The following is a 23,439-nucleotide window of genomic DNA, read 5'->3' as shown; positions in this document are numbered from 1 at the left end:
CGGCTTCTGGAGGGCTCCTTCGAGGCGGCTTCGCCGCACCTCAGGATGAGGGCGCGGGTCGGATGTCTTCCGATGGACCGTCGCTCAGTCGTCGGCGCCGGCGTAAAAACTCTCCACGCCGATGCCCTCCTCCTGCATCAGCCGGGCGCGGGCGCGCAGCTTCTCGGTCTCGCTCTTGAGCTGGCCGCAGGCCGCCAGGATGTCCCGGCCCCGGGGCGTGCGCACCGGCGAGGCGTAGCCGGCGTTGAACACGATCTCGGAGAAGCGCTCGATCCGGTCCCAGTCGGAGCATTCGTAGCGGCTGCCCGGCCAGGGGTTGAACGGGATCAGGTTGATCTTGGCCGGGATGCCCTTGAGCAGGCGGACCAGCTCCCGCGCGTCCGCGTCCGAATCGTTGACGCCCTTCAGCATCACGTACTCGAAGGTGATCCGGCGGGCGTTGCTCAGGCCCGGATAGGCCCGGCAGGCGGCGAGCAGCTCGGCGATCGGGTATTTCCGGTTGAGCGGCACCAGCTCGTCGCGCAGGTCGTCGCGCACGGCGTGGAGCGAGATCGCCAGCATGGCGTTGGCCTGCTCGCCGAGGCGCGGGATCTGCGGCACGACCCCCGAGGTCGAGACCGTGATGCGCCTCCGGGACAGGCCGAGCCCCTCCTGGTCCGACATCACCCCCACCGCGTCCACCACGGCGTCGAGATTGTAGAGGGGCTCGCCCATGCCCATGAACACGATGTTGGTCACGAGCCGGCCGACCTCGCCGGAGCCGCCGGCGTCGCGGCTCGGCATCTGGCCGGGCCAGTCGCCGAGCTCGTCCCGGGCGGTGACGAGCTGCTGCACGATCTCGGCGGCCGAGAGGTTGCGCACGAGGCGCTGCGTGCCGGTGTGGCAGAACGAGCAGGTCAGGGTGCAGCCGACCTGGGAGGACACGCAGAGCGTGCCCCGGTCCGGGCCGGGAATGTAGACGCACTCGATCTCGGCGCCGCGATTGTGCTCCTGCCGGTTGGTCGGCGCCATGCGGAGCAGCCATTTGCGGGTGCCGTCCCGGGAGACCTGCCGGCTGGCCACCTCGGGCCGCTCCAGGGTGAAGTGCTCGGCGAGCTGCGCCTTCAAGGCCTTGCCGACATTGGTCATCTCGGCGAAGTCGGACGCTCCGCGGAAATTGACCCAGTGCCAGACCTGGCCGGCGCGCATCCGGCTCTCGCGCTCGGGCACGCCCATGCCGACGAGCTGCGCCTTGAGGGCGTCGCGGGTCAGGCCGACCAGCGATGGGCGGCGGCCGGGCAGCGCCTCGGGGAGGAGATCGGGCGCCTTCTCGATCGCGGCATCGGCCGCGCGGGCGCTGTCGAGCGACGGCGTCGCCATGGCGTTCAAACAATCCATACGATTGGAAAGGGTCTGATATAGGCGATCGCGCCGGCGAATGCGAATGCGCGCTGGCGACGGCTGACCCCACGGAGAGCCATGACGACCGACACGCAGGCCGGGCAGGCGATCTACAATCCGCGGACGCTGCAGATCTACGACCTCGTCGTGCTGCGCCTGTCGAACCCGCTGATCTGGCGCTGCCCCACGGCGCGGATCCTGGATCTCTACGACCGGCACGCGGGCTTGGCGCATTGCGACGTCGGGGTCGGGACCGGCTGGTATCTCGACCGCTGCCGCTTCCCCGCGCCTGCGCCGCGCATCGGCCTGATGGACCTCAACGCCGACAGCCTCGCCTTCGCGGCCGACCGGATCGCGCGCTACCGGCCCGAGACCTACCGGGTCGACGTGCTCGGCGCCCCGGCCACCGGCATCGCGCCGTTCGACTCGATCGGGATGACCTACCTGCTCCACTGCCTGCCGGGCGACATCGCCGCCAAGGCGAAGGCCTTCGACACGGTGCGACCGTGCCTGCGGGACGACGGGGTGGTGTTCGGCGCCACGATCCTGTCGGGGGGCGTCCCGACCACGGCTGCGGCGCGCGCGCTGATGCGAGTCTACAACCGAAAAGGGGTGTTCTCGAACAGCGCAGACACGCTGCCGGCCCTGCGCGCGGCCCTCGATCAGCGGTTCCGGTCGGTGGAGATCACGGTCGTCGGCTGCGTCGCCCTGTTCGTGGCGCGGGAGCCCCGCTGACCCGGCCACCGTCCGCGCACACGAAAAAGGGCGCCCGCAGGCGCCCTGATCCGTTCGGCCAGTCCCAAAAAAAATCAGGCGGCTGCGGTCTTCACCGGCACACCCTTCTCGGCCAGGAAGGTCTGCAGCTCGCCCGACTGGAACATCTCGCGGGTGATGTCGCAGCCGCCGACGAACTCGCCCTTCACGTAGATCTGCGGGATGGTCGGCCAGTTCGAGAAGGCCTTGATGCCCTCGCGGATGCCCTGATCGGCCAGCACGTTCACGCCCTTGAACGGCACGCCGAGGTAGTTGAGGATCTGCACCACCTGCCCCGAGAAGCCGCATTGCGGCATCTGCGGCGTGCCCTTCATGAACACCACCACGTCCTGGGAGGCGATCTCGTTCTGGATGGTCGTGTTGGCGTCGGTCATCGCGTTAGTCCTCGTTCGTCCTGTGACGGTTTATCGTGCAGCAAGCTTATAAGCTTGGCGTATGCTTCCTTGATTCCGCGATTTGCAGCAGTATCGCGTCCATATCAAAGCGTGCCGAAAGAAGCTCGTCCGGATCAACCGGACAGCTATCCGGCAGGTTGGGCAGAAGGCCATCACCGTATGGCGTAAGACCCAAGTTGGCGGTTTCGCGTGCGGATTTCCAGATCCGGTCCCAATCCAAACGCTGCCGCATCGATCGCTCGAACCTGTTGCGCGCGGCGATTTGGAACGCCAGCGTCTCCTCACGCCAGGGGCGGGTGACGGGCAGATCCGGCGCCGATAGGCGCTTCAGCATATGGGCGAGAGCCTGGACCAGCAAACCCTCAACGGCTCGAAGTTGAGACCGTCCTACGCTCTCGATCTCCTCGGCGACATTCTCCCAGTCAACCGCATTCGACAGGTCGCTGCGGGCTCCGAGCGCGCGCAGAGCCGCAGCCTGCTCCTCGGCCGAGGTCACGATGTCGTCGTCGTAGAGGCTCGGTCGATCCATCGGGAGAGCTACCACGAGAAGGCCTAATCCTGCGGGACACCCGTGGTCAGCGCAAGGGCGTGGAGGACGCCGCCCATCCGGCCCTGAAGGGCACCGTAGACCATCTGGTGCTGCGCCACCCGTGACTTGCCCTTGAAGGCCGCCGACAGGACGGTCGCAGCGTAGTGGTCGCCATCGCCCGCGAGGTCGCGGATCTCCACCTGCGCGTCCGGCAGCGCTTCGCGGATCATGCGCTCGATCTCGCCCGCATCCATCGGCATCGGCAAACTCCTGGGCGTAAGGGGGTTCAGGCGGCGGGAGCGGCCGGCTGGCTCGCCATGTAGGCGGGCAGCCAGCCCTCGTGCGCCGTGGATAGGTCGGCCAGCGATATGGTCTCGCCGCCCGGCAGGGTCAAACGGTCGGAGCCGGTGACGCCGACCACCGCCGCGTCGATCCCCTGCGCCGAGGCGCTGTAGAGGAGGTCGCTGGCAGCTTCCGGATCGATCGCCAGCAGGTAGCGGCCCTGGTCCTCGCCGAACAGGTAGGCGTGGGGGGCGAGATCCACCGGCACCTCGGGCAGGGCAGCGCCGATGCCGCCGGCCATCGCCATCTCGGCGAGGGCCACCGCGAGGCCGCCGTCGGAAAGGTCGTGGACCGTGTCGACGGCGCCCGACTGGATCAGGGTGCGGACGAAGTCGCCGTTGCGGCGCTCCAGGGCGAGATCCACCGGCGGCGGCGCGCCCTCCTCGCGGCCCTCGATCACCGACAGGTAGGCGGATTGGCCAAGCCAGCCCTCGCCGGAGCCGATCAGCACCAGCACGTCGCCCTCGCGCTTGAGGGCGATGGTGGCGTGGCGCGCCACGTCGTCGAGCACGCCGACGCCGCCGATGGTCGGGGTCGGCAGGATGCCGACGCCGTTGGTCTCGTTGTAGAGCGAGACGTTGCCGGACACGACCGGGAAGTCCAGCGCCCGGCAGGCCTCGCCGATGCCCTGCAGGCAGCCGACGAGCTGGCCCATCACCTCGGGCTTCTCGGGATTGCCGAAGTTCAGGTTGTCGGTGATGGCGAGCGGCTTGGCCCCGACCGCCGTGATGTTGCGCCACGCCTCGGCCACGGCCTGCCGGCCGCCCTCGACCGGGTCGGCCTCGCAATAGCGCGGGGTGACGTCGCAGGTGAGCGCCAGCCCCTTCGGCCCGTCCTCGACCCGCACGATGGCGGCGTCGCCGCCGGGCTTCTGGACAGTGTTGCCCAGGATGAAGTGGTCGTACTGCTCGAAGACCCAGCGCTTGGACGAGAGGTCCGGGGAGCCGACGAGGCGCTTGAGCGCGTCGGTGAGCGAGGCCGGGGCCGGAACCTCGGAGGCCGCGAGCACCGGCAGGTGCGTGTTGGACAGGTGCGGCCGGTCGTAGAGCGGCGCCTCGTCGCCGAGCTCCTTGATCGGCAGGTCGGCCACGGTCTCCCCGTGCCACTTGATCACGAAGCGCAGCGTGTCGGTGGTCCGGCCGATCACCGCGAAGTCGAGCCCCCACTTCACGAAGATGGCTTCCGCCTCCGCCTCCATGCCGGGCTTGAGCACCATGAGCATGCGCTCCTGGCTCTCGGAGAGCATCATCTCGTAGGGGGTCATACCCTCTTCGCGGGCCGGCACCTTGTCGATGTCGAGTTCGACGCCGAGGTCGCCCTTGGCGCCCATCTCAACGGCCGAGCAGGTGAGGCCGGCGGCGCCCATGTCCTGGATGGCGATCACCGCCCCCGAGGCCATCAGCTCCAGGCAGGCCTCGAGCAGCAGCTTCTCGGCGAAGGGATCGCCGACCTGCACGGTCGGACGCTTCGACTCGGAGGCCTCGTCGAACTCGGCCGAGGCCATGGTGGCGCCGTGGATGCCGTCGCGGCCGGTCTTGGAGCCGAGATAGACGATCGGGTTCCCGATTCCGGCGGCGGCCGCGTAGAAGATCCCGTCGGTGCGGGCGAGCCCCACCGCCATGGCGTTGACCAGGATGTTGCCGTCGTAGCGCTTGTGGAAACCGGTCAGGCCGCCGACGGTGGGCACACCGAAGGAGTTGCCGTAGCCGCCCACGCCCGCGACCACGCCAGAGACGAGGCTGCGGGTGCGCGGATGGTCGGGGGAGCCGAAGCGCAGGGCGTTGAGCGCCGCGATCGGCCGAGCGCCCATGGTGAACACGTCGCGCAGGATGCCGCCGACACCGGTCGCCGCGCCCTGATAGGGCTCGATGTAGCTCGGGTGGTTGTGGCTCTCCATCTTGAACACGCAGGCGAGGCCGTCGCCGATGTCGATCACGCCGGCGTTCTCGCCCGGTCCCTGGATCACCCACGGCGCCGAGGTCGGCAGCCCGCGCAGGTGCTTGCGGGAGGACTTGTAGGAACAGTGCTCGTTCCACATGGCCGAGACGATGCCGAGTTCGGTCAGCGTCGGGTCGCGCCCGATCAGGCCGCGAAAGCGCTCGTACTCGTCCGGCGTCAGGCCGTGCTGGGCCACGAGCTCGGGGGTGATCGGAACGTCGTTGCGGAACATGGGGCAGCCTCGACGAGGGCGGTCCGGGAGCCCCGACAGGACCCCCGACCCGATAAGCGACCCGAACCGGGCAGCGTGCGGCGACGGTGACGGATTAGTGCGTTCTCCCACCGCGTTGCAATACGCCGTCTGACGCCACCGTGGATGAAGCCCGGTCACGCCGCCGGCGGATGGGCCAGGAAATCGGCGATCGCCGCCACGAACTTGTCGCCGTAGGCCTCGCGCTTGCGCTCGCCGACCCCGTGGACCGTGCGCAGAGCCCAGAGGTCGACGGGCTTCTGGCGGGCCATCTCGATCAGCGTTCGATCGGGGAAGACCATGAAGGCCGCGATGCCCTCGGCCCGGGCCAGCGTGGCGCGCAGGCCGCGCAGGTGCTGGAACAGCGCCTCGTCGGCCTCCGAGAGGGCGATCTCGCCGTCCTCGCGGGATGCAGGCCGGCGTCGCTCGCGGGATTCGGCCTTCGGCTCCGGATCCGGGCGGAGCTGGACCGGCTCCCGGCCGAACAGGATCGCCTCGCCCTTCTCGGTCATGGACAGGCCGCCGAAGCCGTCGGCGTTCTCCGCGATCGCCCCGGCCGCGAAGAGCTGGCGCAGGATCGCCCGCCACGCGGCCACCGGCTTGTCGGCGCCGACCCCGAAGGTCTTGAGGCTCGCGTGGCCGTTGCGGCGGATCTGCTCGCTCTCCTTCCCGTGGACCACGTCGCAGATATAGGCCGCGCCGAAGCGCTGGCCGGTGCGCACGATGGCCGAGAGGATCTTCTGCGCCGAGACCGTCCCGTCCACGAGGGTGACGCCGCCGCGGCACAGGTCGCAGCGGCCGCAAGGGCCGCTCGCCTCGCCGAAATAGGCGAGCAGCGACTGCCGGCGGCAGGTGGCGCCCTCGCACAGGGTGATCATCGCCTCGAGCTTGCGCCGCTCGACCCGGCGGCGCTCGTCGGAGATCTCCTTCTCGTCGATCTGGCGGCGGCGGAGCGCCATGTCGTCGAGGCCGTAGAGGGTCAGCGTGTCGGCGGGCAGCCCGTCGCGGCCGGCGCGGCCGATCTCCTGGTAGTAGCCCTCGACGTTGTTGGGCATGTCGGCGTGGCAGACGAAGCGCACGTCGGGCTTGTTGATGCCCATGCCGAAGGCGATGGTGGCGGTCATCACCACCCCGTCCTCCTGCAGGAACCGGTCCTGGTTGCGCATGCGCGTGCCCTGGTAGAGGCCGGCATGGTAGGGCAGGGCGTCGAACCCGTCCTTCTTGAGGGTCTCGGCCAGTTGCTCGACGCGCTTGCGCGACGAGCAGTAGATGATCCCGCTCTCCGCCCGCCGATGCTTCAGGAACCGCTCGATCTGCCGGGCCGGGTTGTCCTTGGGCTGGAAGGTCAGCCGGATATTCGGCCGGTCGAAGGAGTGGACGAAGATCTTCGGGGGCCGGTCCTGCGGGAACAGCCGCTCGGCGATCTCCGCGCGGGTCGCGGCATCGGCGGTGGCGGTGAGCGCCAGGGTCTGGATGTTGCCCAGCGCCACCCGGGCCCGGGCGATCTCCCGGTACTCGGGCCGGAAATCGTGGCCCCATTGCGAGACGCAGTGCGCCTCGTCCACCGCGAGCCGCCGGACCCCGGCCCCGCGCAGGGCCTCGATGCAGCCCTCCATCAGCAGGCGCTCGGGGGACACGAACAGGAGACGGAGGTCGCCCGAGCGCAGGGACCGCCAGGTCTCGCGGGACTCCGTCTCCGCCACCGTCGAGTTGAGTGTGGCGGCCTCGATGCCGACGCTCTTCATCTGCTGCACCTGATCGTGCATCAGCGCGATCAGCGGCGAGACCACGACGGTCAGACCGGGCTCGACCAGGGCGGGGAGCTGGTAGGTCATCGACTTGCCGGAGCCGGTGGGCATCACGGCGAACACGTCGGCGCCGTCCAGCACCGCGCCGATCACCTCGTCCTGCCCGGGCCGGAAATCCTCGTAGCCGAAGGTCTTCTTGAGCGCGGCGCGGGCCTCGTCGAGGCGGGTCATCGGGATCCTTGATCGGGGTTCTGGCCGCCCTTGCGGCAGGGGTGTTTAGACACTGGCCTCCGTGCGTCTACACGGGGGCTGCCATGCCGCTCAACATCCGCAGCGAAGAGGTGAATCAGCGCGCCGAGAAGCTGGCATCGCGGACGGGCGTGAGCAAGACCGAGGCGGTGCGACCCGCGCTCAAGAACGGACTGGCGCGGCAGAACGCGGAGCGCGAGACTTTCCTGGAGCCGGTCAAGCCGATCCAGGACAGGTTGGCATCCAACCCGTCGACGGGCCTCAAGGCGGATGAGGCCTTCTACGACAGCCTGAACGACGCGTGATGTTCGTCGACGCGTCCGCCAGCATGGCGATCGTCGCCGGCGAGCCGGGACATTCTGCGCTGATGGATCGGTTGCGCGACAGTCCCGTGCGGCTCACGAGCGGCGTTGCCGTGTATGAGGCGGTGCTCGCCATCACCCGGCTCCAGGCCGTCCCGCCCGAAGTCGCCGAAGAGATCGTGGACGATTTTCTGGCCGCCACAGGCGTCACGCGGGTCCCGATCGCCGAAGCGGAGACGCGCCTCGCCCTCGCGGCCCACGCCCGCCACGGCAAGGGCCGCCACCCGGCGCGCCTGAATCTCGGCGACTGCTTCGCCTGTGCCTGCGCGCGGATGCACGGCGTGCCGCTGCTCTACGTCGGCGACGCCTTTCCGCAGACCGACATCCGCTCCGCCCTGGCCTGACGCCTCAGCCGCCGTGGAACTCGGCCACGTGCTGGGCCACGATCGCGTCGAAGGATTCATCCGCCCGGAAGCCCAGAGCCAGGGCCGCCTCCGGCTCGAAGGCCTCCGGCCAGGAGCCGACGATCCGCGCGATGGTCGCGTCCGGCGCGCGCCGGATCAGCGCCACGGCCTTGTCGCCCGCCGCGCGGCGCAGGGCCTCGATCTCCTCGGCGACCGTGGCGGAGACGCCCGGCATGGTCAGGCTGATCCGGGGCCCGATCGCCGCGAGGTCGAGCCCGGCGGCGTGGACGAGGAAGCCGACCGCCGCGGCGGGGCTGGCGAACCAGTGCCGCACCGTGTCGGGCACCGGCAGGATCGCCTCCTGGCCGGCCAGCGGCTCGCGGATGATGCCGGAGAAGAAGCCCGAGGCAGCCTTGTTGGGCTTGCCCGGCCGCACGCAGATGGTCGGCAGGCGCAGACCGATCCCGTCGAGGAAGCCGCGGCGCGCGTAGTCGGCGAGCATCAGCTCGCCCATGGCCTTCTGCACCCCGTACGAGGAGGCTGGGCGCAGGATGTGGTCGTCCGGGATCACCTTGGGGAAGGGCGGCCCGAACACCGCGAGGGAGGAGGTGAAGACGAGCTTCGGACGGTAGCCGTCCGCCGCGTTGGCCGCCCGGATCGCGTCGAGGAGCAGGCGGGTGCCGTCGAGATTGACCCGATAGCCGAGTTCCAGGTTGGCCTCGGCCTCGCCGGAGACCACCGCGGCGAGGTGGAAGATCACCCCCGGCCGCCCGGCGATGGCGGCCTCGGCGGCACCCGGGGCCGTCAGGTCGGCGGCCTCGGCCCGCACCGGGCCGGAGAAGCCTTCCGGCGCCGCGGGCGGAACCACGTCGAGCAGGGTGAGGGCGCTGAGCGTCTGCCCGCCGACCTGGCCGTCCTTCACCAGGGCGTCCACGAGGCGGCGGCCGATCATGCCGGCGGCACCGAGAATCAGGGCGTGCATGGGAAACCTCTCGTCGGAGTATGCGGCCTCAGGCCATCATGTCGAGGGCGCGGCCGAAGAAGTCCGGGCCGCCGAAATTGCCGGATTTGAGGGCGAGCAGCATCGGCTCCGGTCGCCCTGCGGTCCGCAGCACCGGCACGCCCGCGGCGATCTCCGGCCCGAGCAGGAAGGCGGTGAGGCCCAGCCGGTCGACCACCGACCCCGAGGTTTCGCCGCCGGCGACCACGAGCCGGCGCACGCCGCGGGCGACGAGGCCCTCGGCGATGGCGGCCAGCGCCGCCTCGATGGCGTGGCCGGCCGCGTCGACCCCGTGTTCGGCCTGGAGGGCGCGCACCGCCTCGGGGGGCGCCGAGGACGCGATCAGCACCGGGCCTGCGGCGAGCCGTTCCGCCGCGAAGGCCAGGGCCTCGGCCACCACGTCGGCGCCGGCGAGCAGCCGGGCCGGGTCGAGGCGCATCACCGGCATGATCTTCTCCGCTGCGGCGACCTGCTGGAGGGTCGCCTGCGAGCAGCTGCCGGCGAGGCAGGCAGCGGCCCCGCCCACCGGCTCGCCCACGGCGGCCCCGGCGGCATCCTGCGTGCCGCGCCCGTCGGCCACCAGCGCCCGGGCGAGCCCGAGCCCGAGGCCGGACGCCCCCACGGAGAATTTCTCGGCGATGATCGCCCGCCCGAGGGTTTCGAGGTCGCTGTCGAAGATCGCGTCCGCGATGGCGGCGCCCTTGCCCTCGGCCGCCAGGGCCTGGAGGCGGGCCGCCACGGCCTCCGCACCCCGGGCCACCGTGGCGGTGTCGATCAATCCGACCGGGCTGGCGCTCTGGCGCCCCAGCACGCGCACGAGGTTGGCGTCGCGCATGGGGTTGAGCGGATGGTCCTTCAGAGGACTCTCGTTCAGCGGCACGGATCCGACGAACAGGTTGCCCTGGTAGACGCTGCGCCCGGTCTCCGGGAACGCCGGGGTCACGAGCGCGATGGCCGCGCCGGCCTCGGCCCGCAGGGCGTCCATCACCGGGCCGATATTGCCCGCATCCGTCGAATCGAAGGTCGAGCAGACCTTGAACATCACGTGGGCCGCGCCCCGGGCCCGCAGCCAGGCTTCCGCCTCGCGGGAGCGGGCCACGGCCTGGTCGGCCGGGATCGAGCGGCTTTTCAGCGCCACCACCACCGCGTCGGCCTCCGGCAGGGCGCGGCCCTCCTCAGGCACCCCGATGGTCTGGATCGTGCGCAGGCCCGCCTTGGTCAGGGTGTTGGCGAGGTCCGAGGCGCCCGTATAGTCGTCGGCGACGCATCCCAGCGCGAGGCTCATCGGGCGCTCCCCTTGTAGGCGGCGAGCCAGCCGAGGCCCGCGACGGTGTCGGCGGCCGGGATGTACTCGCAGCCGACGAAGCCGCGGTAGCCGAGCCGGTCCAGCTCGTCGAACAGGAAGAAGTCGTTCATCTCGCCGGTTCCGGGCTCGTGGCGCTCGGGCACGCTCGCCGTCTGGACGTGGCCGATGATCGGCATCAGGGCGCGCAGCCGCATGGTCACGTCGCCGTGCAGGATCTGGCAATGGTAGAGGTCGAACTGCAGCTTCAGGTTCGGCAAAGCCAGCTCACGGATCAGGTCCGCGGCGCGGCCGAAATCGTTGAGGAAGTAGCCCGGCATGTTCCGGCCGTTGATCGGCTCCAGGACGAGGTCGAGGCCGGCGTGGGCGAGCCGCTCGGCCGTCCAGGTCACGGCCCGACGGTAGGATTCGGCGGCCTTGGGATCGTCCCAGGGGGCGAGGCCCGCCATGAGGTGAAGCCGGCCCACGCCGGTCGCCTCGGCGTAGCGGAGCGCCGTGTCGACACCCGCCTTCAGCTCGTCGAACCGCTCGGGGAAGGCGGCGATCCCGCGCTCGCCCCCGGCAAAGTCGCCCGGCGGCAGGTTGAACAGCGCCTGGGTCAGGCCGTTCGCCCGGAGCCGCGCGCCGATGGCCTCGGGCGGATGCTCGTAGGGGAACAGGAACTCCACGGCGTCGAACCCGGCGCGGGCCGCAGCCTCGAACCGGTCGAGGAACGGCACCTCGTTGAACATCAGGCTGAGGTTGGCGGCGAAGCGCGGCATTCTTTTGGGACTCCCTGCCCGATCCTTAGAAACGCGACGGTCCGCTCAGCGGACCACGATCCAACCCAATCCCCGCATCCTGAGGTGCCGGAGCGCAGCGGAGGCCGCGAAGGCGGCCCGCTGGCGCGGGCACCTCAGGATGAGGAAGCGGGTGGGATCAGGCCTCCTCAGGCCGTCCCCGGCAGCTTCGCCCCCGAGACCTGCGCGTAGAGCCGCGCCACGGAGGCGTCGTCGTCGCGGCCCATGCCGGCGCCGGACGCCATCAGGAACATCTGGAGCGCCGCGGCCGCCACCGGGACCGGGTACTTCTCCGCCCGGGCCATGTCCTGCACGATGCCGAGATCCTTGACGAAGATGTCGACCGCGCTCTTCGGGCTGTAATCCGCGTCCAGGATGTGGGGCACCCGATTCTCGAACATCCAGGAATTGCCGGCCGACTTGGTGATCACCTCGTAGACGCGCCGGAGATCGAGGCCCTGCTTGGCCGCGAAGGCCATCGCCTCGCAGGCGGCGGCGATATGCACCCCGGCCAGCAGCTGGTTGATCATCTTGAAGGCCGCGCCCTGGCCGGCCGCGTCGCCGAGCTCGTAGAGCGTGCCCGCCATGGCATCGAGGGCGGGCCGCGCCTTCGCGAAGGCCGCCGCCGAGCCCGAGGCCAGGAAGGTCAGGCCGCCCTCGGCCGCGCGGGCGGCGCCCCCGCTCATCGGGGCGTCGAGATAGTGGCGGCCGGTGGCCTCCAGCCGGGCGGCGAGCGCGCGCGCGACGGCCGGATCCATGGTGGCGGAGGAGACGAACACCGCGCCCTCCGGCATCGCGGCGGCGGCCCCGTTCTCGCCGAACAGCACCGCCTCGGTCTGGGCGGCGTTGACCACCACGCTCACCACCACGTCGGCATCCCGGGCCGCCTCGGCGGGATTCGCGGCGCCCCTGCCGCCGGCCGCCGCGAAGCGCGCCACCGCCTCCGGGTTCACGTCGCAGGCGGCGACCGAGAAGCCCGCCCGCAGGAGCGAGCCGGCCATGCCGGAGCCCATGGAGCCCAGGCCGATCACCGCGGCGCGGCGGGTGGGGGTGTCTGTGGTCATCGCGGGCTGATCCTGCCTGAAGGGAAGGGCGCCCCTGCGTCGCCGCGCGGGGCCCGAGGCCCCTCTCCCGCCGGGAGAGGGGCCGTGTCGCGCTCGGCTCGAAGCCTCAGCGATTGACCATTCGGGCCGGCGTGACGAACACGCAGACCGAGCCGACCACCAGCATCGCGGCGAGCGCGTACATGCCGGCGGCGGTGCTGCCGGTGGCGTCGCGCAGCGCCCCGATCACGTAGGGGCTGACGAAGCCGGCAAGATTGCCCACCGAGTTGATCAGGGCGATGCCGGCCGCCGCGCCGGCGCCGCTGAGGAACGCCGTGGGCAACGACCAGAACAGGGGCGAGCAGGTCAGCACGCCGGCCGCCGCCACCGAGAGGGCCGCCACCGCGATGGTGGTCGAGCCCGCGCTCGCCGAGACCACGAAGCCGACGGCGCCGAGCAGGGCCGGGACGATCAGGTGCCAGCGGCGCTCGCGCATCCGGTCGGCGCTGAGCCCGAACAGAACCATCACGATGGCCGCGCACAGGAACGGGATCGCGCTGATCAGGCCGATGTTGAGATTGCCCTGCACGCCCGACGCCTTGACGATCGTGGGCATCCAGAAGGTGAGGCCGTACTGCCCGGTCACGAAGGCGAAGTAGATCAGGCTCATGAACCACACGCGGCCGTTGCGGAACACGGTGGCGATGGAGTGCGGGCTCGATTCCTTGCCCCGGTTGTCGGCGGCGATGTCGCGCTCCAGGAGCTGCTTCTCGGCGTCGCTCAGCCACTTCGCCTCGGCCGGGCGGTTGTCGAGGTAGAAGAACACGGCGAGTCCGATGAGCACCGCCGGCACCGCCTCGATCAGGAACATCCACTGCCAGCCGGACAGGCCCTGGGCGCCGTTGAACGCGTCCATGATCCAGCCGGAGAGCGGGTTGCCGAAGATCCCCGAGATCGGGATCGCCGCCATGAACACCGCGATCACCTTGGCGCGGCGATGGGCCGGGAACCACGACGTCGTGTAGAGGATCACGCCCGGATAGAAGCCGGCCTCGGCCAGCCCGAGCAGGAAGCGCATCCCGTAGAAGCTCCACTCGGAGTTCACGAACAGGAAGGCGCCGGAGATGATTCCCCAGGTGATCATGATCCGGGCGATCCACACCCGCGCGCCGACCCGGTGCAGGATCACGTTCGAGGGCACCTCGAACAGGAAGTAGCCGAGGAAGAAGATCCCGGCACCGAGGCCATAGACCGTCTCGGAGAACTTCAGCTCCTGGGACATCTGGAGCTTGGCGAAGCCGACATTCACCCGGTCGAGATACGCCACCACGTAGCAGAGCATCAGGAACGGCACGAGGCGCCAGAACACCTTCGCGTAGGTGCGGTCGGCGAAGGACTTTTCGTCCGCGGGCGCGGTGGCGCCCCCCAGCGGAGCGGCTTGGACCGGCATGGCGTTCTCCCTCGCCCATACGCTCGCGCGGATGGGCGGATCATGGTCTTCACCGCTCGTCGGGCGGCGCTGGGGCGGTGCCATATCGCCTTTTGGCAGCGCTGCCAATCCGGTTGTGCGACATAATGCAGGCCGCTATGTCAGGGTCCGGATCGCTGAGGACGGTCTTCCCAATTGCACCCTCATCCCGCGGTGGCGCAGCGCAGCGGAGGCCTCGAAGGAGCCCTCCAGGGAGCGCCGCGCCCTCTAAGGACCTTGTCCTTCGGGGCCCGGTCGCGCGGGCATCGCGCGATGAGGGTGCGGATGGGCGATGCGACGGACGTCATCAGAGACCGCGCCGGGAGAAGCGGGGCCATGGACGAATTCCAGCCGCCGGGGCGGCTCGTGACGCTCACCGACGTGGCCCGTGAGGCCGGGGTCGGCGAGAGCACGGTCTCGCGGGTCCTGCGCAACCACGGCTCCTATTCCAAGCGCGCCGGCGCGCGGGTGGCTGAGGCGGTGGCCCGGCTCGGCTACGTGCCGAACCGCCTCGCCGGCAGCCTCGCCGGCCAGGGCGCGAGCGCGCGGCTCGTGGGCGTCGTCATCCCGTCGCTCGCCAACGTGGTCTTTCCCGACCTGCTGCGCGGCCTGACATCGGCGCTCGATGCCGAGGGCATCCCCTGCGTGATCGGGGTGAGCGAGTACGATCCGGACCGGGAGGAGGCGCTGGCCGCCGCGCTCCTGTCCTGGCGGCCGGCGGCGCTGCTGCTCACCGGGCTGGAGCACAATCCCGGGACAGTGGCCCTCGCCAGGGCCGGGGGCGTGCGCGTCGTCGAGATGATCGACACGGATGGCGACGGGATCGACACGGTGGTCGGGTTCTCCAACCGGGCCGTGGGGGCGGCGAGCGCCCGCCACCTCGTCGCGCGGGGCTACCGCCGCATCGCCTATCTCGGCCACGACTTGCGCATAGACGTGCGGGCGGGCAAGCGGCTGGCCGGGTTCGAGGAAGCCCTGGCGGAGGCCGGGCTGGCGCTCCAGGCCCAGGAGATCCGGTCGGGGCCGTCCTCGCCGGCCTCGGGGCGGGCGGGGCTGGAGGCGCTGCTGGCGCGCCACCCGGATCTCGATGCCGTCTACTTCTCCAACGACGACATGGCGCTCGGCGGCTACTTCGCCTGCCTGGCGGCGGGGCTCGCGGTCCCGGGACGGATCGCGCTGTTCGGCTTCAACGGGCTCGACTTCGCGGCGGCGATGCCCCAGCCCCTCTCGACGGTGCGCACGCCGCGCCTGGAGATCGGCCGGCGGGCCGCCGCCTGCCTGACCGATCAGAGTCCAAAGAAAATCGATCTCGGGTTCGAGCTGATCGAGGGAGCGACCGCATGAGCGACGAGAGCCGGCTGCGCGAAGACATCTGCCGCTACGGCCGCTCGCTGTTCGAGCGCGGCCTGACGCCGGGCTCGTCCGGAAACATCTCGCTGCGCCTGCCCGACGGCGGCTGGCTGGTGACGCCGACCAACGCGTCCCTCGGCTTCCTCGACCCGGCGCGGATCTCCCGGCTGGACCAGCAGGGGCGCCTCGTCTCGGGCGACAAACCCACCAAGGAGATCCCGCTGCACAGCGCGCTCTACGAGAGCCGCAGCGAAGCGAAGGCGATCGTCCACCTGCACTCCACCCACGCGGTGGCGGTCTCGATGCTGCCGGAGATCGACCCGCGTCAGGTCCTGCCGCCGCTGACGCCCTACTACCTGATGCGCGCCGGCGGCACGGCGCTGGTGCCCTATTACCGACCCGGCGACCCCGCGGTCGCGGACGCGATCCGGGGGCTCGCCGGCCGGTACAGTTCGGTGCTGCTCGCCAATCACGGCCCGGTGGTGGCCGGGGACAGCCTGGAGGGCGCGGTCTTCGCCACCGAGGAGCTCGAGGAGACCGCCAAGCTCTACCTGCTGCTCCGCAACCTCAATCCGCGGCAGCTGAGCCCCGGGCAGGTGGCCGATCTGGTGAGCCATTTCGGCCTGACCCTACCGAAGCCGGAGGACCATGCCGGGCACGATCACGGGTGAGGGTGGCCGTCCGTGGTCTGTGCGAAGGCGCAACGCGCCCCCTCTCCCATGCGGGAGAGGGTCGGGGTGAGAAATCGGGTCTTTCCGGTGAGGTCGCACCCCTCACCCTGTCCCTCTCCCGCACGGGAGAGGGGAGCCGCGCTCCGTTCAGATGGCGATTGTCCGCGGGGAAGGCTCCGCCTCACCCCTCGATCTTCGCGAACTCCGCCACCTCCCGTGTCGCGGCGCGCAGGGCGTTGAGCAGAGCCAAGCGGTTCTCGCGGAGCTTCGGATCGGGCGCGTTGACGGTGACGTCCTGGAAGAAGGCGTCCACCGGCGCGCGGAGCGTGGAGAGCGCCTGCATGGCCCCGGCGAAATCCTCGCGGGCGACCGCCGCCGAGGCGGTCTCCCGGGCCTTCGCCAGCGCCTCGGCCAGTGCTCGCTCGGCCGGCTCGCCCGCGGCGGCGAGGGCGGCGTCGGGCGCGGCATCGTAGGCGCGGCCGTCCTTCTTCTCCTCGATGCGCAGGATGTTGGCCGCGCGCTTGTAGCCGGCCAACAGGTTCTTCCCGTCCTCGGTGTCGAGGAACTGTCCGAGCGCCTCGACGCGGCGCACGACCATCAGCAGGTCGTCCTGGCCGGGCAGGGCGAAGACGGCGTCGATGAGGTCGTGGCGGGCGCCCTGGTCGCGGAGGTAGACCTTGAGGCGGTCCGCGAAGAAGCCGAGGAGATCCCCGGCATCCGCACCGGCCCGCCCGGCGAGGCCGCGATCCGCCGCGCCGACCTGCTCGAGAAGGCGCAGGCGCAAGCCGCGGTCGAGGATCAGCCGGATCACGCCCAGAGCCGCCCGGCGCAGGGCGAACGGGTCCTTGCTCCCCGTGGGCTTCTCGTCGATCGCCCAGAACCCCACCAGCGTGTCGAGCTTGTCGGCGAGCGCCACCGCGATGGAGACCGGATCGCTTGGCACCCGGTCGGAGGGGCCGAGCGGCTTGTAATGCTCCTCGATGGCCGCGCAGACGCTGTCGTGCTCGCCCTGGAGCGCCGCGTATTTGCGGCCCATCAGGCCCTGGAGCTCGGGGAACTCGCCGACCATCTCGGTGACGAGGTCGGCCTTGGCGAGACGGGCCGCGCGTTCGGCGAGCGCCGGGTCGGCGCCCACGCGCGGCGCGAGGTCCTTCGCCAGCGCGGCGATACGGGCGATCCGCTCGCCCTGCGTGCCGAGCTTCTCGTGGAAGACGATGCTGTCGAGCTTCGGCAGCCGATCCTCCAAGCGGATCGCCTTGTCGGTCTCCCAGAAAAACTTCGCGTCCGACAGGCGCGCCCGGACCACCCGCTCGTTGCCTGCTGTGATCGCCCGGCCGCCGTCGATGGCGACGAGGTTCGAGACCAGGATAAAGGCCGGCGCCAGGTCCTCCGACCCGCCCTTGCGCAGGACGAAGCACTTCTGGTTCGCCCGGATGGTCGCCCGGATCGCCTCGGCGGGGATGTCGAGGAAGGCCTCGTCGAACGAGCCCATCAGCACCACCGGCCATTCCACGAGGCCCGACACCTCCTCCAGCAGCCCCTCGTCCTCGACGAGGTCGAGGCCGCGGGCGAAGGCGAGGTCGCGGGCATCGTGCAGGATCACGTCCTTGCGCCGGTCGGCGTCGAGGATGACCTTCGCCCGCTCCAGGGCCTGGATGTAGTCGTCGAACCGGCGCACCTCGATCGCCTCCGGGGCGAGGAAGCGGTGGCCGTAGGTCACCGTGCCGGCCGCGATCCCGCCGACCGCGAACGGCACGACCTCGGGGCTCTCGGTCTCCGGCCCGAAGGTCGCGACGATCGATTGCAGCGGGCGCACCCAGCGGAGGGACCCCGGCTCCGCCGAGGCCGCGCCCCAGCGCATGGATTTCGGCCAGGGGAAGTTCTTGACGATTTCGGGCAGGAGCTCGGCCAGGACGTCCAGCGTCTCGCGGCCGGGCCGCTCGATCACCGCGAGGTAGAATTCGCCCTTCTTGGGATCGGTGACGGTCGTGGCCTGATCGAGGCTCGTCAGTCCCGCGCCCTTCAGGAAGCCCTGGACGGCCGCCTCGGGGGCGCCGACCCGCGGGCCGCGGCGCTCCTCGCGCACGGCCTCGCCCCGGGCGGGGAGGCCGGCGATGTGCAGCGCCAGCCGGCGCGGCGTCGAGAACGCCTTGGCGCCCTCGTACAGGAAACCGCGCGCCACCAGGGCGTCGGTGACGAGCTTTTTCAGATCCTCCGCCGCGCGCCGCTGCATGCGGGCGGGGATCTCTTCCGAGCGGAGTTCGAGCAGGAGGTCGGGCATGGCGCGGCCATATCGCCGCGCCGCACCCCTGTCGAGGGTCGACGGCCCAGGCTCAGCGCGCCTCGCCCTTGAGGATGGTCGTGAGCTGCCACTTGCGGTCGCCGATCGCGTGGGCGTCGGAGACCTTCCAGCCGCCATCCTCGCGCACGAGGTCGTAGACGATCGCCTTCGATCCGTCGCCGCCCTTGCGCTCCACCGTGACCTTCGCTTGGTCCTTGCCCTCGGTGGCCTCCTTGAAGGTCAGGTTCTTCACCGTGTCGGGCTTCAGGGGCTCGCCGTTCAGGCGATAGTCGAAGTCGAGGTTGCCGGTGGCACCGTTGGCCTGCTTCGCGTCGGCGTCGAACAGGCCCTGCAGGCGCTTCGAATACACGGAGGAGTGATTCGGGTGCGGCTCGGCGTAGAGCTTCTTGACTGTGGCCTCAGGCCCGGGATCGGCCGCCAGCGCGGGGGCGAGGCCGAATCCGAGGAGGCTGAGGGCGAGGATCGTCTTCTTCATCACGAGGTTCCCGCGTCTGCGGACGCGCCGGAGCGCGCCGGTTGGCGGGGGTTGCAACGCGCGAAGGCTCAAGGGGCTCCGCCGGCCGCGGTCTTCAGCCACGCGGCCCCGCAGGCCTTGGCGAGTTCCCGCACCCGCAGGATGTAGCTCTGGCGCTCCGTCACCGAGATCACGCCGCGCGCGTCGAGGAGGTTGAAGACGTGGCTGGCCTTGATGCACTGGTCGTAGGCCGGCTGCGCCATCCGGTGGCGCTCGCCCTCCGCGGCGGGCGCGCCCGCCGCGAGGTAGGACCGGCAGGCCGCCTCCGCGTCGGTGAACTGGCGGAACAGCATCGTCGTGTCGGCGGACTCGAAATTGTGGCGGGAATATTCCTGTTCGGCCTGCAGGAACACGTCCCCGTAGGTGATCCGGTCCGCACCCTCGGCGCCGTTGAAGTCGAGGTCGTAGACGTTCTCGACGCCCTGGACGTACATGGCGAGCCGCTCCAGCCCGTAGGTCAGCTCGCCCGCCACCGGCGCGCACTCGAAGCCCGCGACCTGCTGGAAATAGGTGAACTGGCTGACCTCCATCCCGTCGCACCAGCATTCCCAGCCCAGGCCCCAGGCGCCGAGCGTCGGGCTCTCCCAATCGTCCTCGACGAAGCGGATGTCGTGGAGCTTGAGGTCGACGCCGATGGCCGCGAGCGAGGCGAGGTAGAGCTCCTGCAGGTTCGGCGGGTTCGGCTTCAGGATCACCTGGAACTGGTAATAGTGCTGGAGCCGGTTGGGGTTCTCGCCGTAGCGGCCGTCCTTGGGCCGGCGCGACGGCTGGACATAGGCCGCCTTCCAGGGTTTCGGGCCGAGCGCCCGCAGGGTCGTGGCCGGATGGAAGGTGCCGGCGCCGACCTCCATGTCGTAGGGCTGGAGGATCACGCAGCCCTGCGCCGCCCAGAATTCCTGAAGCGTCAGGATCAGACCCTGGAAGGATTTCTTTTGGGACATGGGTGTCGGAGGCTCGGGCTCGCGCGGCGGCTCGGGCCGCTGGCGGGCCGGTTTAGGTGCGGGCGGGCAGGGGTGCAAGGCGCAGGGTGTCGGGTGAAGGCGATCGGGTGACGGGTCTTCGGCGCCGGCGGCCCGGGTTGCCTGTCCGGGCCGGATGAGGTCCGATCCGTCCGGACCAGCGGAGAGAATCATGGACAGCAGCCTCGCGATCCGCCGGATCGGCGCCGGCGACCGGGATGCTTGGCTGCCGCTCTGGCGGGGCTACCAGGCGTTCTACAAGGTCGACCTGTCGGACGCCGTCACGGAGACGACCTGGCGGCGCCTCAACGACCCGGCCGAGCCGGTCGACGGAGCCCTGGCGTGGCGCGGCACGGAGGCGATCGGCCTCGTCCACCACATCCGCCACCGCTCGGCCTGGACGGTCGGGGATTACTGCTACCTCCAGGACCTGTTCGTGGCGGACGGCGCCCGGAATCTTGGGATCGGGCGGCGGCTGATCGAGCACGTCTGCGAGGCCGCGAAAGCCGCCGGCTGCTCCCGCGTCCACTGGCTGACGCACGAGACCAACACCGACGCGATGCAGCTCTACGACCGGATCGCCGAGAAATCCGGCTTCGTGCAGTACCGCAAGATCCTTTGAGGGCCCGCGCCCCAGGTGCGGCGGGACACGCAAGCGTGGCGGTTTTTGGGCAATACCGGGAACCGCCAAGCCAACGGCCAAGTTATCGCTGCAACAGGGGATCTCGGCACCTCAGCGCTGCCGAACGCAATACGACGGACCACTCGTCATGTTCAATGCTCGCACCCGCAACACCTTCGGCCGCAAGAACATCGCCGTCTTCGCCGCGCTCGCCATCTCGTCGCTGGCCGCGACGCCCGTCGTGATGAGCGCCAGCCGCGCGCTCGCCACCTCCGAGGACCAGCCGGTGGCCGCGACCCTGCGGGTCGAGCCGGTGGACGTCGCGCCCGTGGCGGTGGCGCCGAAGTCCGAGGGGACCTGCCTGCGCAAGGTGCGGGTCGTCTACAGCGGCTACGGCCAGCCGGCGGACGGCTGCGCCGCCCATTGAGGAGCCGCACCCCGGCCGGGCGCGGCTCCAGGCCCCTGGTTCGACGCGCTCTCCGACGCCGGACGGGATCCCACTTCGGCGGAGAGCGTCCTAGCCATGGGCCGGCGCGGTCCCAGCCAGACGTTTGAGATGGAGCTCTTCCAGATCGATCTCCGTTTCCAGCTGACGCAGCACCGAGCTGTGGACCCGGTTCTGCCGGTGCAGGTCGATTAGCGCCGACCGGCCTGACCGCACGGCGAGCAGCGCGGCGGCGAAGTGCTCGTTCTTCTCGGCTTCGAGCGCCGTCCGCTCGTCCCGGTCCCGCGAGGAGGCCCGGACCCGGCGACGATACTCCTCCACGAGGCGCGGGTGCTGCAGCGCCCCGGTCTCGGGGAACACCAATCCCTCCAGGGCGGCGAGTCCCGCCTCGTTGACGACGACGCGGGCCATGGGCGCGTCGAGATGGCCGTCGGGCAGGTGCGCCACGGGATCGAGGCGGAGCCGGCGGATCAGCGGCCCCAGGGTCGTGCCCTGCACCAGCACGGTGAACAGGATCACCACGAAGGCCGCGACCAGGATGGCGTCGCGGCCGGGGAAGTCCACCGGCAGCGCCAGGGCCGCCGCGAGGGTCACGACCCCGCGCATCCCGGCCCATCCGACGATCAACGGCACGGCCGGGTTCGGGGAGGGTTCCCGCGCGCGCAACCGCGGCGACAGGAGCCGCCGCAGGTAGACGGCGGGAAACACCCAGAGCAGGCGGGCGACGACGCAGGTGGCGGTGACGGCGAGCGCCAGGGGCAGCCCCGCCGAGAGCGACCCGTACTCGCCGCCGGTCCGGGCCAGCACGCCGCGCAGCGCCAGGCCGATCAGCACGAAGACCAGGGCCTCCAGCACGAACACCACGAATGCCCACACCGCCACGGAATGGCGGCGGGCATGGGCGTCGAAGGTCTCGTGCTCCCGGCCGCCCATCATCAGGCCGCAGGCCACAACCGCGAGGACGCCGGAGGCGTGGACCTCCTCGGCCGCAAGGTAGGCGACATAGGCGGCGAGGAAGCTCAGCACCGTGATGGCGTTGGCGTCGTGCAGCCGCCGCATCCCGGCGTTCACCGCCAGACCGCAGGCGAGCCCGACCGCGACGCCCGCCACCGCGAGCCACGCGAAGCTGCCGGCCGCCGCCCAGGCGCTGAAGCTCCCCGTCAGCGCGGCCGCCACGGCGAAACGGTAGAGCACGAGGCCCGAGGCGTCGTTGACGAGGCTCTCGCCCTCCAGGACCGTGATCATCCGGCGGGGCAGGGCGACCCGGGCCAGCACCGCCTTGGCGGCGACCGCGTCCGGCGGCGAGACGATGGCGCCCAGGGCGAAACAGGCGGCCCAGGGCAGGGCCGGCACCACCGCGTGGGCGACGAGCCCGACGATCAGGGTCGTGAACAGGACCGCCCCGAGCGAGAGCGACAGGATCGGGCCGAGGCTCGCCCGGAAGTCGCGCCAGACGGTGAAGTAGGCGGATTCGAGCAGGAGCGGCGGCAGGAACAGGACCATGATCAGGTCCGGGTCGAGCGTGAAGGCCGGCAGGCCCGGCACCACCGCCAGCGCCATGCCGCCGATGACCAGGGCCGCGGCCGGCGGGAAGCCCAGGCGCCCGGCCGCCAGCGACAGCAGCAGGGCCGCGCCGAGGAGGCCGAGGATCAGCTCGAACAGGGCGACGGAGGTCATCGATGAATCGGGCTCGGCGCTGGATCGGCGGGAAGCGCGGCCGTTCTACGCAGATTTCAATCGTCGGTGGAATACCAGTGCAGACGTACCAGACCGAACTCCGCCGTCCATCGCCAATCGGTCGTCTGCGCGATCAGCCGCCCTGCGCGGCCTCCCGATCCAGCGTGGATGTCCTTTTCGCAGATGGCGCATCGCTCGCTCCCGCGATCCTCGGGAGCCTGTGGGAGGCCGGCCTGCGGTTCATGACGCGATCGAACGCATCCGTGTCCGCGCCTCGACCACGTTCGGCGAGACAGCTGCCGCTCTCGTCGCCGAAAGCTTCTCGGCCACCGCCGACGCGACGGATGGGTCCAGCGTCGTTCAGCCGTCCCGGGCGGTCCGTCGCGTCGGCGCGAATCCGGCCGCCGGCCGTATCCTACAGCGCCCCCTCCCGCACCGCGCCCGGATCGGCGAGCGCGTGGAGGATGCGCGCGGCGCTGTGGGCGAAGCGGAGCGTCACGGCCTTGCGCCGGGCGCCGCTCAGCGGATGCTCGGGCGCCGCACGCAGGATCCCAGCCCCGTAGGCATCCGCGACGATCAGGCCGCATTCCTCCGGGATCAGGGACTCGGGCACGTCCTCGGGGATCGCGAAGAAGAACCGGTCGCAGAAGTCGCGGTAATCCGGCCATTTCCGGTCGGCGCGGAAATCCGCCACGCTCGACTTGATCTCCACGATGGTGAGCTTCCCGGCGCCGCACAGGGCGATCACGTCGGCGCGGCGGCCGTTGACGAGGGAGAATTCCGGCAGGGTGACGCAGCCCATCTCGGAGAACAGCCGCCGCACGCCGCGCTGGATGCGCAGCGCCGTCGGCGATTGCCGCCGGTCGGGCGGCAGGAGCGCCTCGGCCGCCGGGGGCGGAGAAGCGGAATCGGAAACGCCGATGGAAGCGGACATCAATCTCGGGGAATGCGCCTGTGCCGAATCGGGACATCCTGCCAATCCGGGCGCCGTCCGT

23 protein-coding genes are annotated in these 23,439 nt (G+C 70.8%); 7 read left to right on the top strand and 16 right to left on the bottom strand.

Annotated features, from left to right (window positions below; translation table 11 throughout):
- Positions 1-84 precede the first annotated feature (84 nt).
- Entirely contained in the window at positions 85-1,359 is a 1,275-nt protein-coding gene (gene rlmN / locus PQI07_RS33035) for a dual-specificity RNA methyltransferase RlmN (protein WP_043347814.1), read from the bottom strand.
- A 99-nt stretch (positions 1,360-1,458) separates the two neighbouring features.
- Here rlmN and PQI07_RS33030 point away from each other — a divergent pair, with 99 nt between their 5' ends.
- Positions 1,459-2,115 carry a class I SAM-dependent methyltransferase gene (locus PQI07_RS33030; protein ID WP_043756200.1) on the top strand — a complete coding sequence of 219 codons (657 nt, stop codon included), beginning with the start codon at positions 1,459-1,461 and terminating at the stop codon, positions 2,113-2,115.
- A 74-nt stretch (positions 2,116-2,189) separates the two neighbouring features.
- On the opposite strand, the gene grxD is transcribed toward PQI07_RS33030, so the two are convergent.
- The 5 genes from grxD to recQ form a co-directional block, all read right to left on the bottom strand.
- Positions 2,190-2,528, bottom strand: a complete 339-nt coding sequence (grxD, locus tag PQI07_RS33025) for a Grx4 family monothiol glutaredoxin (protein WP_043347809.1) — start codon at positions 2,526-2,528, stop codon at positions 2,190-2,192.
- A gap of 46 nt (positions 2,529-2,574) precedes the next feature.
- Entirely contained in the window at positions 2,575-3,078 is a 504-nt protein-coding gene (locus PQI07_RS33020) for a DUF29 family protein (protein ID WP_274928996.1), read from the bottom strand.
- 23 nt (positions 3,079-3,101) lie between these two features.
- Positions 3,102-3,338, bottom strand: a complete 237-nt coding sequence (locus tag PQI07_RS33015) for a BolA family protein (protein WP_043383516.1) — start codon at positions 3,336-3,338, stop codon at positions 3,102-3,104.
- 26 nt (positions 3,339-3,364) lie between these two features.
- Positions 3,365-5,590 carry a phosphoribosylformylglycinamidine synthase subunit PurL gene (gene purL, locus PQI07_RS33010; RefSeq protein WP_043347803.1) on the bottom strand — a complete coding sequence of 742 codons (2,226 nt, stop codon included), beginning with the start codon at positions 5,588-5,590 and terminating at the stop codon, positions 3,365-3,367.
- A 155-nt stretch (positions 5,591-5,745) separates the two neighbouring features.
- A complete protein-coding gene (gene recQ, locus PQI07_RS33005; RefSeq protein WP_274928995.1) occupies positions 5,746-7,587 on the bottom strand; it encodes a DNA helicase RecQ in 1,842 nt (613 codons plus the stop codon).
- 83 nt (positions 7,588-7,670) lie between these two features.
- Between recQ and PQI07_RS33000 the strand changes: the two genes are divergently transcribed.
- Together PQI07_RS33000 and PQI07_RS32995 are read left to right on the top strand one after the other, a co-directional pair.
- A complete protein-coding gene (locus tag PQI07_RS33000; RefSeq protein WP_182593049.1) occupies positions 7,671-7,910 on the top strand; it encodes a type II toxin-antitoxin system VapB family antitoxin in 240 nt (79 codons plus the stop codon).
- Positions 7,910-8,311, top strand: a complete 402-nt coding sequence (locus PQI07_RS32995) for a type II toxin-antitoxin system VapC family toxin (RefSeq protein WP_182593050.1) — start codon at positions 7,910-7,912, stop codon at positions 8,309-8,311. The genes PQI07_RS33000 and PQI07_RS32995 overlap by 1 nt, the downstream gene beginning before the upstream one ends.
- 4 nt (positions 8,312-8,315) lie before the next feature.
- Here PQI07_RS32995 and denD read toward each other — a convergent pair whose 3' ends face one another.
- The 5 genes from denD to PQI07_RS32970 form a co-directional block, all read right to left on the bottom strand.
- Positions 8,316-9,293, bottom strand: coding sequence for a D-erythronate dehydrogenase (gene denD, locus PQI07_RS32990; protein WP_043383522.1), 978 nt, complete (start codon positions 9,291-9,293; stop codon positions 8,316-8,318).
- Between the two features lie 28 nt (positions 9,294-9,321).
- Positions 9,322-10,596, bottom strand: coding sequence for a 3-oxo-tetronate kinase (gene otnK / locus PQI07_RS32985; protein WP_274928994.1), 1,275 nt, complete (start codon positions 10,594-10,596; stop codon positions 9,322-9,324).
- Positions 10,593-11,375 carry a 2-oxo-tetronate isomerase gene (otnI, locus tag PQI07_RS32980; RefSeq protein ID WP_043756211.1) on the bottom strand — a complete coding sequence of 261 codons (783 nt, stop codon included), beginning with the start codon at positions 11,373-11,375 and terminating at the stop codon, positions 10,593-10,595. Before otnI ends, otnK begins: the two co-directional genes overlap by 4 nt.
- Positions 11,376-11,542: 167 nt before the next feature.
- Positions 11,543-12,571 (bottom strand): L-threonate dehydrogenase, encoded by a 1,029-nt coding sequence (gene ltnD, locus PQI07_RS32975; RefSeq protein ID WP_274929153.1) that lies wholly within the window; start codon positions 12,569-12,571, stop codon positions 11,543-11,545.
- A complete protein-coding gene (locus PQI07_RS32970) occupies positions 12,564-13,886 on the bottom strand; it encodes an MFS transporter (protein ID WP_053609192.1) in 1,323 nt (440 codons plus the stop codon). Before PQI07_RS32970 ends, ltnD begins: the two co-directional genes overlap by 8 nt.
- 354 nt (positions 13,887-14,240) lie before the next feature.
- On the opposite strand from PQI07_RS32970, the gene PQI07_RS32965 reads away from it, so the two are divergent.
- Together PQI07_RS32965 and otnC are read left to right on the top strand one after the other, a co-directional pair.
- On the top strand, positions 14,241-15,248 hold the full coding sequence (locus PQI07_RS32965) for a LacI family DNA-binding transcriptional regulator (protein WP_043347788.1): 1,008 nt from the start codon (positions 14,241-14,243) through the stop codon (positions 15,246-15,248).
- On the top strand, positions 15,245-15,925 hold the full coding sequence (otnC, locus tag PQI07_RS32960) for a 3-oxo-tetronate 4-phosphate decarboxylase (protein ID WP_075379837.1): 681 nt from the start codon (positions 15,245-15,247) through the stop codon (positions 15,923-15,925). The genes PQI07_RS32965 and otnC overlap by 4 nt, the downstream gene beginning before the upstream one ends.
- 181 nt (positions 15,926-16,106) lie before the next feature.
- Here the strand turns inward: otnC and glyS are convergent, their stop codons facing one another.
- From glyS to PQI07_RS32945, 3 genes are all read right to left on the bottom strand, one after another.
- Positions 16,107-18,206: a glycine--tRNA ligase subunit beta gene (glyS, locus tag PQI07_RS32955; protein ID WP_053609194.1), complete on the bottom strand. Its 2,100-nt coding sequence runs from the start codon at positions 18,204-18,206 to the stop codon at positions 16,107-16,109.
- Between the two features lie 52 nt (positions 18,207-18,258).
- Positions 18,259-18,702 carry a DUF3828 domain-containing protein gene (locus PQI07_RS32950; protein WP_043347783.1) on the bottom strand — a complete coding sequence of 148 codons (444 nt, stop codon included), beginning with the start codon at positions 18,700-18,702 and terminating at the stop codon, positions 18,259-18,261.
- Positions 18,703-18,770: 68 nt separating this feature from the next.
- The gene (locus PQI07_RS32945) at positions 18,771-19,682 is read right to left on the bottom strand and encodes a glycine--tRNA ligase subunit alpha (RefSeq protein WP_043347781.1); all 912 of its coding nucleotides are present in this window, start codon (positions 19,680-19,682) and stop codon (positions 18,771-18,773) included.
- Positions 19,683-19,872: 190 nt separating this feature from the next.
- Here PQI07_RS32945 and PQI07_RS32940 point away from each other — a divergent pair, with 190 nt between their 5' ends.
- Together PQI07_RS32940 and PQI07_RS32935 are read left to right on the top strand one after the other, a co-directional pair.
- Positions 19,873-20,322: a GNAT family N-acetyltransferase gene (locus PQI07_RS32940; protein WP_043389491.1), complete on the top strand. Its 450-nt coding sequence runs from the start codon at positions 19,873-19,875 to the stop codon at positions 20,320-20,322.
- Between the two features lie 148 nt (positions 20,323-20,470).
- On the top strand, positions 20,471-20,749 hold the full coding sequence (locus PQI07_RS32935; protein WP_051044690.1) for a hypothetical protein: 279 nt from the start codon (positions 20,471-20,473) through the stop codon (positions 20,747-20,749).
- Between the two features lie 90 nt (positions 20,750-20,839).
- Here PQI07_RS32935 and PQI07_RS32930 read toward each other — a convergent pair whose 3' ends face one another.
- Both PQI07_RS32930 and PQI07_RS32925 read right to left on the bottom strand, forming a co-directional pair.
- The gene (locus PQI07_RS32930) at positions 20,840-22,444 is read right to left on the bottom strand and encodes a Na+/H+ antiporter (protein WP_043389493.1); all 1,605 of its coding nucleotides are present in this window, start codon (positions 22,442-22,444) and stop codon (positions 20,840-20,842) included.
- Between the two features lie 415 nt (positions 22,445-22,859).
- Positions 22,860-23,378, bottom strand: a complete 519-nt coding sequence (locus PQI07_RS32925; RefSeq protein ID WP_053609197.1) for an MmcB family DNA repair protein — start codon at positions 23,376-23,378, stop codon at positions 22,860-22,862.
- Positions 23,379-23,439 lie beyond the last annotated feature (61 nt).

The sequence above is a fragment of the Methylobacterium sp. 092160098-2 genome (assembly GCF_028920805.1).
Classification (GTDB): Bacteria; Pseudomonadota; Alphaproteobacteria; order Rhizobiales; family Beijerinckiaceae; genus Methylobacterium; species Methylobacterium fujisawaense.
The sequence above is the reverse complement of the archived record's forward strand: the minus strand, read 5'-3'. Positions and strand labels throughout refer to the sequence as shown.

Coding starts and splice junctions, on each gene's coding strand:
- rlmN (WP_043347814.1), bottom strand. CDS start 1,359: ATGGCGACGCCGTCGCTCGACAGCGCCCGCGCGGCCGATGCCGCGATC.
- PQI07_RS33030 (WP_043756200.1), top strand. CDS start 1,459: ATGACGACCGACACGCAGGCCGGGCAGGCGATCTACAATCCGCGGACG.
- grxD (WP_043347809.1), bottom strand. CDS start 2,528: ATGACCGACGCCAACACGACCATCCAGAACGAGATCGCCTCCCAGGAC.
- PQI07_RS33020 (WP_274928996.1), bottom strand. CDS start 3,078: ATGGATCGACCGAGCCTCTACGACGACGACATCGTGACCTCGGCCGAG.
- PQI07_RS33015 (WP_043383516.1), bottom strand. CDS start 3,338: ATGCCGATGGATGCGGGCGAGATCGAGCGCATGATCCGCGAAGCGCTG.
- purL (WP_043347803.1), bottom strand. CDS start 5,590: ATGTTCCGCAACGACGTTCCGATCACCCCCGAGCTCGTGGCCCAGCAC.
- recQ (WP_274928995.1), bottom strand. CDS start 7,587: ATGACCCGCCTCGACGAGGCCCGCGCCGCGCTCAAGAAGACCTTCGGC.
- PQI07_RS33000 (WP_182593049.1), top strand. CDS start 7,671: ATGCCGCTCAACATCCGCAGCGAAGAGGTGAATCAGCGCGCCGAGAAG.
- PQI07_RS32995 (WP_182593050.1), top strand. CDS start 7,910: ATGTTCGTCGACGCGTCCGCCAGCATGGCGATCGTCGCCGGCGAGCCG.
- denD (WP_043383522.1), bottom strand. CDS start 9,293: ATGCACGCCCTGATTCTCGGTGCCGCCGGCATGATCGGCCGCCGCCTC.
- otnK (WP_274928994.1), bottom strand. CDS start 10,596: ATGAGCCTCGCGCTGGGATGCGTCGCCGACGACTATACGGGCGCCTCG.
- otnI (WP_043756211.1), bottom strand. CDS start 11,375: ATGCCGCGCTTCGCCGCCAACCTCAGCCTGATGTTCAACGAGGTGCCG.
- PQI07_RS32970 (WP_053609192.1), bottom strand. CDS start 13,886: ATGCCGGTCCAAGCCGCTCCGCTGGGGGGCGCCACCGCGCCCGCGGAC.
- PQI07_RS32965 (WP_043347788.1), top strand. CDS start 14,241: ATGGACGAATTCCAGCCGCCGGGGCGGCTCGTGACGCTCACCGACGTG.
- otnC (WP_075379837.1), top strand. CDS start 15,245: ATGAGCGACGAGAGCCGGCTGCGCGAAGACATCTGCCGCTACGGCCGC.
- glyS (WP_053609194.1), bottom strand. CDS start 18,206: ATGCCCGACCTCCTGCTCGAACTCCGCTCGGAAGAGATCCCCGCCCGC.
- PQI07_RS32950 (WP_043347783.1), bottom strand. CDS start 18,702: ATGAAGAAGACGATCCTCGCCCTCAGCCTCCTCGGATTCGGCCTCGCC.
- PQI07_RS32945 (WP_043347781.1), bottom strand. CDS start 19,682: ATGTCCCAAAAGAAATCCTTCCAGGGTCTGATCCTGACGCTTCAGGAA.
- PQI07_RS32940 (WP_043389491.1), top strand. CDS start 19,873: ATGGACAGCAGCCTCGCGATCCGCCGGATCGGCGCCGGCGACCGGGAT.
- PQI07_RS32935 (WP_051044690.1), top strand. CDS start 20,471: ATGTTCAATGCTCGCACCCGCAACACCTTCGGCCGCAAGAACATCGCC.
- PQI07_RS32930 (WP_043389493.1), bottom strand. CDS start 22,444: ATGACCTCCGTCGCCCTGTTCGAGCTGATCCTCGGCCTCCTCGGCGCG.
- PQI07_RS32925 (WP_053609197.1), bottom strand. CDS start 23,378: ATGTCCGCTTCCATCGGCGTTTCCGATTCCGCTTCTCCGCCCCCGGCG.